Raw genomic sequence first — 8771 nt, 5'->3', positions numbered from 1 at the left:
ATTAACGCTCGCACCCTCCGTATTACCGCGGCTGCTGGCACGGAGTTAGCCGGTGCTTCTTCTGTCGCTAACGTCAAACGATGCAGCTATTAACTACACCGCCTTCCTCACGACTGAAAGTGCTTTACAACCCGAAGGCCTTCTTCACACACGCGGCATGGCTGCATCAGGCTTGCGCCCATTGTGCAATATTCCCCACTGCTGCCTCCCGTAGGAGTCTGGACCGTGTCTCAGTTCCAGTGTGGCTGATCATCCTCTCAGACCAGCTAGGGATCGTCGCCTTGGTGAGCCCTTACCTCACCAACTAGCTAATCCCACCTAGGCATATCCTGACGCGAGAGGCCCGAAGGTCCCCCTCTTTGGCCCGTAGGCATCATGCGGTATTAGCCATCGTTTCCAATGGTTATCCCCCACATCAGGGCAATTTCCTAGGCATTACTCACCCGTCCGCCGCTCGACGCCGTTATCGTTCCCCGAAGGTTCTGATAACTCGTTTCCGCTCGACTTGCATGTGTTAGGCCTGCCGCCAGCGTTCAATCTGAGCCATGATCAAACTCTTCAATTTAAGATTTTGTTCGGCTCAATGAATACTGAACATTCCTTTCGCTAATAAATAGCAGAAGTAATGTTTGAATTGACTGTGCTGAATCTTTCGATTCAATGGTCACTTCGTATCATTGAAACCTAATTTGAAGCCTAAGCTTCTAATTGGATTATCATCAACGAGTGCCCACACAGATTGATAGGTCTATATTTTTAAAGAGCACACTTCGAAGTTCTCTTCAAAGTGGACGGCTATTTTAGCTAGATAACTTATCGTGTCAAACACTTTTTTAAGTTATTTATCTGCGAGTTAATTTTAACTCACTAACCGTAGTTGTTTAGGTTCCGCTTCACTTGCTTTCCCGTGACAACGGAGGCGCATTATAGGGAGTTCATTAAAGAACACAAGTGCATTTTTTAAAAAAACTCACCTTTTTAGTTTATTCGTATAGAAAACAGACAAAAGACTCTAAAAAACTATAGAAAAGGGGCCAAACGGCCCCTTTAGTGTGATTTTTATCTCAATTTTACTGTATCCATACAATTATTGATGAGCACAAATTTGGTCATTAGTAACAATTAGCTGCACTGTCTTGTCTGGAACGATTTCACCAGACAGAATTGATTTGGCTAACGGATTCTCGACATTCTGCTGAATTGCACGTTTTAAAGGACGCGCACCATACACAGGATCGAAACCAACTTGAGCGATCAAATCGAGCGCTTTGTCGGAAACTTCTAGTTGATAGCCTTTCTCCTCTAGTCGTTTCGCCAAACGTTCCAATTGAATAGAAGCAATGGACTTAATGTGTTCTTGACCAAGTGGATGGAACACCACGATTTCGTCAACACGGTTCAAGAACTCTGGGCGGAAGTGTTTGCTAACCACATCCATCACTTCACTCTTGATACCTTGATAGTCTAATGTTGCGAAATTCTCTTGGATACGAGATGAACCCAAGTTAGATGTCATGATCACAACCGTATTACGGAAGTCAACAGTACGACCTTGACCATCCGTTAAACGCCCATCATCGAGAACTTGCAGCAGAATGTTAAATACATCCGGATGCGCTTTCTCTACTTCGTCTAACAAAATTACCGAATACGGCTTGCGACGAACCGCTTCCGTTAAGTAACCACCCTCTTCATATCCGACATAGCCTGGAGGCGCACCCACCAATCTTGCCACTGAGTGTTTCTCCATGAACTCAGACATATCGATACGGACCATCGCATCTTCGCTGTCGAACATAAAGCTCGCAAGTGTCTTACAAAGCTCTGTTTTACCCACACCAGTTGGACCTAAGAATAAGAAGGAGCCAATTGGTCGGTTTGGATCAGAAAGCCCAGCTCGACTACGACGAATGGCATTCGATACAACAGAGACCGCTTCGCTTTGCCCTACCACACGATTATGCAGCACGTCTTCCATACGAAGTAGTTTCTCTTTTTCCGCTTCTAGCATCTTGGATACCGGAATGCCGGTTTGCTTAGAAAGTACTTCTGCAATCTCGTTGTCGGTTACTTTATTACGCAATAGCGTCATTTCCTGCATTTCAGCTTGGGTTGCAAGATCTAACTGCTTCTCAAGTTCAGGAATACGACCATATTGAAGCTCCGACATACGGTTTAGATCGCCAGCACGGCGAGCAAACTCCATGTCCATACGAGCTTGTTCAAGCTCAGACTTAATATGTTGAGTGCCAGAAAGAGCTGCTTTTTCTGTATTCCAAACCTCTTCTAGCTCAGCATACTCTCGCTCTTTTTCATTGAGTTCTTCATTAAGCGCTTTCAAACGCTTTTCACTCGCTTCATCGTGCTCGTTACTTAGTGCTTGTTGCTCAATTTTGAGTTGGATAATTTTACGCTCAAGCTTATCCAAGGACTCTGGCTTAGAGTCAATTTGTAAACGAATGCTTGAAGCCGCTTCGTCGATTAAGTCGATCGCTTTATCCGGCAACTGACGGTCGGAGACATAGCGATGTGACAAGCTCGCCGCAGCAACAATCGCTGGGTCAGTAATTTCGACGTGATGATGAAGCTCATAACGCTCCTTCAAGCCACGTAAAATCGCCACGGTATCCTCAACGGTCGGCTCATCCACCAGCACTTTTTGGAAACGACGTTCTAATGCTGCATCTTTTTCGATGTACTGACGATATTCATCCAATGTTGTTGCGCCAACACAGTGCAGCTCACCACGAGCTAATGCCGGTTTTAGCATGTTGCCCGCATCCATTGAGCCTTCACCTTTACCAGCGCCGACCATAGTGTGTAGTTCATCAATGAAGAGGATAACGTTGCCTTCTTCTTTAGCAAGTTCATTTAATACTGATTTTAAACGCTCTTCAAATTCCCCACGGTATTTCGCGCCAGCAACCAGTGCGCCCATATCCAGTGATAGCACACGGCGACCACGCAGACCTTCAGGTACTTCATTGTTAACTATGCGCTGCGCTAAGCCTTCAACAATTGCTGTCTTACCTACGCCTGGTTCACCGATAATCACAGGGTTGTTTTTAGTACGACGCTGCAATACCTGGATAGTACGACGGATTTCATCATCACGGCCGATAACCGGATCCAATTTACCTTGCTCTGCACGTTCGGTAAGGTCTATGGTGAACTTTTCCAATGCTTGACGAAGCTCTTCTGCATTCGGATCATTGACCTTTTGACCACCTCTGATCTTTTCGATTGCCTGGCTGACTTTTTGCTCTGTTAAGCCGATCTCTTTGAGCAATTGCCCCAATGGTCCGCGATCTTCTAAAGCGGCAAGCAGGAAGACTTCAGACGAGATATAGGAGTCTTGACGCTTTTGCGCCACTTTGTCACACAGGTTAAACAATGTGCCCATCGAGCTAGAGAGCTGAACATCCCCACCGATGCCACTGACTTTTGGTAATCGATCTAACATTTCACTCAATTTAGAGCGTAAATGCGTTACGTCCACATCCAGCATAGTAAGCAATGGACGAATTGGACTGCCATTTTGATCAAGCAAAGCCACCATGAGGTGAACTGGCTCGATATATTGATGATCGCGCCCTAACGCTAGTGATTGAGCATCAGAGATAGCGATTTGAAACTTACTTGTGAATCGATCAAGACGCATATCTACCTTCCTAACCTCAACTAAAGGAAATTCTTTTGACAGTTAGAAAGATGGATACTCAGGAGGGGAATTTCAAGGGAGTGAATGAATAAAGATAGCTTTGCAAAAATAGTAGTATGCATCTTAGCACTTTGGTGCTTATAGCTAGTCTTCGATCCAAATAAAGGTTGCTTGTCGACCAGTCTTACCATCACGGCGATAAGAGTAAAAAGAGGCTTTATCTTGGTAAGTACAAAGTCCAGAATCAAACACTTGTGTCACACCAGCCCGGTTTAGACGTTGCGTTGCCAGCACCGGCATGTCAGCAAACCATTTACCGTCGATATCGCGTGGAGCAAATGCTTGATTCGCCTGTGAATCAAAATCAACAAAAGCTTGCAGAACATCTTCACCCACTTCGAAGGCTTGGGGGCCAATGGCGGGGCCAAGCCACGCTATCACTTCACCAGAAAACAACGCTAACGCATTTTCGACAATGCCATTTGCTAAGCCGCGCCAACCTGCGTGAACAGCGGCTACTTGCGTACCTTGTGTATTAGTCAATAATACAGGTAAACAATCGGCGGTCATCGCTGAACAAATAACATGGCTTGAAGAAGTAAATACACCATCCGCATCAAGCACCTGTGTTGTTGGTTCATTTGCTTGAGCCACAACGGTTGAATGCGTTTGGTTTAACCAGATTGGCGCATTTGGCATGCTTGCCTGTTGCGCCAACCAAGCTCGGTTCTTCTCTACTAAAGACAAATCATCCCCAACGTGAGTACCTAAATTTAGCCCTTGGTAAGGGCCTGTCGAAAATCCGCCTATGCGTGTTGAGGCGAAAGCTTTGACATTTTTAGGAGCTGGCCAATTCGGAATGATCGTCTTCATATTAGAATTCTTCCGGTAAGCCGTGCTCTTCTGTATCTTGACGAAGCGCTTCAGTCATCACAACCATGTCATCAGGCACTGGAGCATGAAACTCAAGAACTTCGCCCGTAATTGGGTGCTCAAAGCGCAGCATTACTGCGTGCAATGCTTGGCGATCGAAGCCCCGGATCATTGCCGTTAGCTCTTCAGACGCACCTGTCGGGATGCGAGCACGTCCACCATATGCAATATCACCGAGCAGCGGATGCTGAAGATAAGACATGTGCACACGAATCTGGTGCGTACGACCCGTTTCTAGACGCAAACGAATACGCGTGTGTTCGCGGAAGCGTTCAGCAACACGGTAGTGCGTTACTGCTGGTTTGCCCATTGGTGCCACCGCCATAAGCGTGCGCTTAGTAGAGTGACGACCAATAGGTTGATCCACTTTACCGCCCGCAGTCATACGACCAATAGCGATCGCTTCGTACTCACGAGTAATATTACGTTTTTGCAGTGCGCGAACCAGACGAGTTTGTGCAGGAACGGTTTTCGCCACCACCATCAAACCCGTTGTGTCTTTATCCAAACGGTGCACGATACCTGCACGAGGTACTTCTGCAATATCAGGGTAATGATGCAACAACGCATTAAGCACAGTGCCATCAGGCGTACCAGCGCCCGGATGAACCACAAAGTCACGAGGTTTGTTGATAACGATAATATCTTCATCTTCATAGACGATATCTAGCGGGATATCTTGCGCTTCCCAGCGTTCTTCATCTTCTAACTCGGCTTGCAATGTAATTTCCTCGCCACCCATTACTTTGGTACGAGGTTTAGTGACAACTTCACCATCAACTTGAACTTTCCCATCAAGCAGCCACTCTTTTAGGCGCGAGCGAGAGAAGTCCGCGAATAATTCGGCGATAGCTTGGTCTAAACGTTGACCTAACTGGCTATCTTTTACGGTATTTGTTAATACAATCTGCTGAGCCATATCGAACTTTTTTAAAAACTGTGAGACTAATGCTCACGACTGTGAAAAAATAGACTATTACGTCATTGTATCTGTTACTGGAAAGAAAGTAACGGCAGCTTAAGAAATATTTAGATTCAAGGAACAGACTCCTGATATGAAACGTCAGACTTTAACAGGCCTTTTAGCGGTATCCCTTCTGTTTGGATGTGCAAGCAAAGAAGAAATCGTTCCTGATGTGCCGCCTTCGGAACTGTATGCAGACGCACAGATTTCTCTTCAAAGTGGTAATTGGCTTTCTGCAATTGAGAAACTGGAAGCATTAGACTCACGTTACCCATTCGGTGCCTACTCTGAACAGGTGCAGCTTGACCTAATCTATGCGTACTACAAAAACGACGACCTTGCTTTGGGCTTGGCAACCATTTCTCGCTTTATGCGTTTAAACCCAACCCATGAAAAGATGGATTGGGTGCTGTACATGCGAGGTCTAAGCCACATGGCGCAAGATCGTAACTTTATGCATGATTTATTCAGCGTAGATCGAAGCGATCGCGATCCTGAACCGGTAAAAAAAGCGTTTGATGACTTCAAAAAACTACTTCAACGTTACCCGAATAGCCCATATGCAGAAGATTCACAAAAACGTATGGTCGCGCTGAAAAACCGTCTAGCGAACTATGATTTAGCGACTGCTGACTTCTACCTTCGCCGTGAAGCTTGGGTCGCTGCTATTAATCGCAGCCAAGAGCTACAAAAAGCGTATCCAGACACAGAAGCTGCACGTAAGTCACTGACTATCCAGCTAGAGGCCTACAAGCAACTTGGTTTGGAAGACGCCGTAGCAAGAACTGAAAAGCTTATCGAGCTCAACCCTGTGAAGTAATTGAACTTGCTTTAAACTGAACCGCCACCGTTTTTACCGTGGCGGTTTTTTATTACTCTCAATAGTGTATTCAGCCCTTTCTTGATGATCTTCCTAGCTCCACATATGCTTAAAGTTCTCCTCTCCCCTTTATAAAAAGGATGTGAACGTGACGATATCTAAGCTTTGCGCAGTTATGCTGCTCCTATTGTCTGCTTCCGTTTGCGCACTGCAAATCTCGCCGCTCAAACAGCCTCCTTATACTGGGGACCTCGATGTCATCAAGGAGAAGAATGTACTGCGCGTCTTAGTTTCTGCTGATTTAGGCTTTTACTACATTGAGGGCGGCACACCAAAAGGCATAGGCGCGGAATTGCTGGCGCATTTCGAAAAAGACCTTCGTAAACTCAAACCAAAGCTTAACGTACAAATTATTCCTGTTGCCCGCGACCAGCTACTGCCAGCCTTAGAAAACGGTTCAGGTGACTTAGTTGTCGCCAACCTGACTATTACCGACACGCGCAAACAGAAAGTGGAGTTCAGTTCACCCATTCTCACTGACATTCAAGAGTGGGTAGTGACAAACAAAAGCACACCAACGATGACGAAAATCGAACAACTGAGCGGCAAAGAGATTTGGGTGCGCGCCAGCTCTAGCTACTTTGAAAGCATTCAGACACTAAATAAGAAACTAAACAAAAAAGGCTTACCGCCTGTTATCGTGCACTTTATTGAAGAAACACTTCAAGATTATGAGCTGGTCGGAATGCTCAACAATGGTTACGTCAAAGCCATTGTTCTCGATAGCCATAAAGCCAAGCTTTGGCTGAAAGTGATGGATGATATTCGGGTGCACAAAAAAATCCCTATCCGCAAAAATGGCAAAATTGCTTGGGCAATGCGAGAAAATAGTCCCAAATTAAAAGCCGTCGTGAATAAGTTCATCCAGAAGTCTCGCTCTGGGACACTACTCGGTAACGTTATTTACGGTAAATACATCGATAACACGGGATGGTTGAACAGAGCTCTTAACCCTAAGAAAATTGCTCAACTAGAAAAACTCGCAGCGCTATTTTCACGCTATGGTGAGAAATACGATATCGACTATTTACTGATCGCTGCAATCGCTTACAAGGAATCAGGATTTAATAACGACCTAGTTGGAAGCCGAGGTGCCGTTGGCATAATGCAAGTCCTACCCAGCACCGCTCAAGATCCGAATATCAATATCAAAAATGTTCGACAATTAGAAAACAACATTCATGCTGGAGTGAAATACTTAGCTTTTTTGCGTAAGCAGTACTTCAGTGATCCTGATATTACTGCACAAAATAAACTCTACTTTACATTGGCGGCTTACAATGCGGGCCCCGGCAATGTAGAGCGTATTCGTAAGCGTGCAGCCCAACAAGGTTACGATCCTAATGTTTGGTTTAATAACGTGGAAGTCGTTATGCGGAAAAGTTTAAGCTCAACGGTTGGGTACGTCACAAGCATTAATCGCTACTACATAATATACAAACAACTAGAAAGTTTGGACCAAGTCAAAAGTCTAGAAAGGGTTTCACTAGCCCCAAAAGACCCCATTTTCATGATACCGCTACGAAAAGTCAGCCAAATGCCAGACAGTAAAAAGCCGCTTGTACAGTAAGCGGCTTTTTAAATGGATTCATTGGAAAGACTCACTGATCGTCATCACACCTTACGTGTAGTTAAATTTTAACCACCTCAAATATTAGGCCGTAAAACTTCCCTAAAAACGAGGCCGTTTTCAGCTGAGTACTCTATCCAATCTACGGATTTACTAACCGATAACAAGCAATTTCACGATAAATCTCAGAAGTTCTTGAGTGAGATCACATTCATTTTTCATCATAAAAAACCCGAGCAAAATAATGATCTGAATCACATTTTTTTATGCGTAAAGCGGTAATCTGAACTCAACCCATGAGGGATGCAACAGAGGAAAAACACTTATGACAATGAATATCACTGGCAAAAACATCGAAATCACCTCTGCAATCCGAGCTCATATTGAGAGCAAATTTAAAAAACTGGAGAAATGGCAAGTAGACCTAATTGGTTGCCAAGCAACTTTCAGTGAGGAACCAAACAAACAGAAGAAATTCGAAGCGGTTATCAAAGTTCCTAAAGGCCAGCTCATTGCCTCAGCAACTCACGAAGATCTTTACGCAGCTATCAACGAAGTGGAGCAAAAACTAGAACGACAATTGAACAAGCTGACCCACAAACCTGAAGCTCGACGTGCAAGTAAGCCTGAGCTAGTGGAAGAAGAAGAGTAAACTGAACAGATTGAGGAAATAGCGCCGAAAGGCGCTATTTTTTTGCTTGACGCTCTCCCCAGCCTTGCTTATTGTGTTTAAACACTCATAAATTAAGCACTATTTATGCAT

Annotated in this window: 6 protein-coding genes, 1 rRNA gene and 1 other annotated feature (1 of these 8 cut by a window edge); of the genes, 3 read left to right on the top strand and 4 right to left on the bottom strand. The window is 44.9% G+C overall.

Features of this window, described 5'->3' with window-relative positions; all coding sequences use genetic code 11:
- The 4 genes from MTF70_RS14820 to rluD form a co-directional block, all read right to left on the bottom strand.
- Positions 1-565 (bottom strand): 16S ribosomal RNA (locus MTF70_RS14820); the annotation flags it as partial.
- Between the two features lie 522 nt (positions 566-1087).
- On the bottom strand, positions 1088-3661 hold the full coding sequence (gene clpB, locus MTF70_RS14815; protein ID WP_005381873.1) for an ATP-dependent chaperone ClpB: 2574 nt from the start codon (positions 3659-3661) through the stop codon (positions 1088-1090).
- A 144-nt stretch (positions 3662-3805) separates the two neighbouring features.
- The gene (gene pgeF, locus MTF70_RS14810) at positions 3806-4534 is read right to left on the bottom strand and encodes a peptidoglycan editing factor PgeF (protein ID WP_054574292.1); all 729 of its coding nucleotides are present in this window, start codon (positions 4532-4534) and stop codon (positions 3806-3808) included.
- Position 4535: 1 nt separating this feature from the next.
- Complete coding sequence (gene rluD / locus MTF70_RS14805) at positions 4536-5513, bottom strand: 23S rRNA pseudouridine(1911/1915/1917) synthase RluD (RefSeq protein ID WP_005381875.1); 978 nt, start codon at positions 5511-5513, stop codon at positions 4536-4538.
- Between the two features lie 136 nt (positions 5514-5649).
- Here rluD and bamD point away from each other — a divergent pair, with 136 nt between their 5' ends.
- The 3 genes from bamD to raiA all read left to right on the top strand — a co-directional run bounded on the left by bamD (position 5650) and on the right by raiA (position 8660).
- Complete coding sequence (gene bamD / locus MTF70_RS14800) at positions 5650-6378, top strand: outer membrane protein assembly factor BamD (protein ID WP_005381876.1); 729 nt, start codon at positions 5650-5652, stop codon at positions 6376-6378.
- A gap of 148 nt (positions 6379-6526) precedes the next feature.
- On the top strand, positions 6527-8008 hold the full coding sequence (locus MTF70_RS14795) for a lytic transglycosylase F (protein WP_309473959.1): 1482 nt from the start codon (positions 6527-6529) through the stop codon (positions 8006-8008).
- A 325-nt stretch (positions 8009-8333) separates the two neighbouring features.
- A complete protein-coding gene (gene raiA / locus MTF70_RS14790) occupies positions 8334-8660 on the top strand; it encodes a ribosome-associated translation inhibitor RaiA (RefSeq protein WP_005381889.1) in 327 nt (108 codons plus the stop codon).
- Positions 8661-8768: 108 nt separating this feature from the next.
- Positions 8769-8771 (top strand) — a sequence feature (Phe leader region) (it continues 119 nt past the right edge of the window).

This window comes from Vibrio sp. 2CM40D, from assembly GCF_023161825.1.
In the GTDB taxonomy this organism is placed as follows: Bacteria; Pseudomonadota; Gammaproteobacteria; order Enterobacterales; family Vibrionaceae; genus Vibrio; species Vibrio alginolyticus.
This window is presented reverse-complemented; position numbering and strand designations above follow the sequence as displayed.

Coding starts and splice junctions, on each gene's coding strand:
- clpB (WP_005381873.1), bottom strand. CDS start 3,661: ATGCGTCTTGATCGATTCACAAGTAAGTTTCAAATCGCTATCTCTGAT.
- pgeF (WP_054574292.1), bottom strand. CDS start 4,534: ATGAAGACGATCATTCCGAATTGGCCAGCTCCTAAAAATGTCAAAGCT.
- rluD (WP_005381875.1), bottom strand. CDS start 5,513: ATGGCTCAGCAGATTGTATTAACAAATACCGTAAAAGATAGCCAGTTA.
- bamD (WP_005381876.1), top strand. CDS start 5,650: ATGAAACGTCAGACTTTAACAGGCCTTTTAGCGGTATCCCTTCTGTTT.
- raiA (WP_005381889.1), top strand. CDS start 8,334: ATGACAATGAATATCACTGGCAAAAACATCGAAATCACCTCTGCAATC.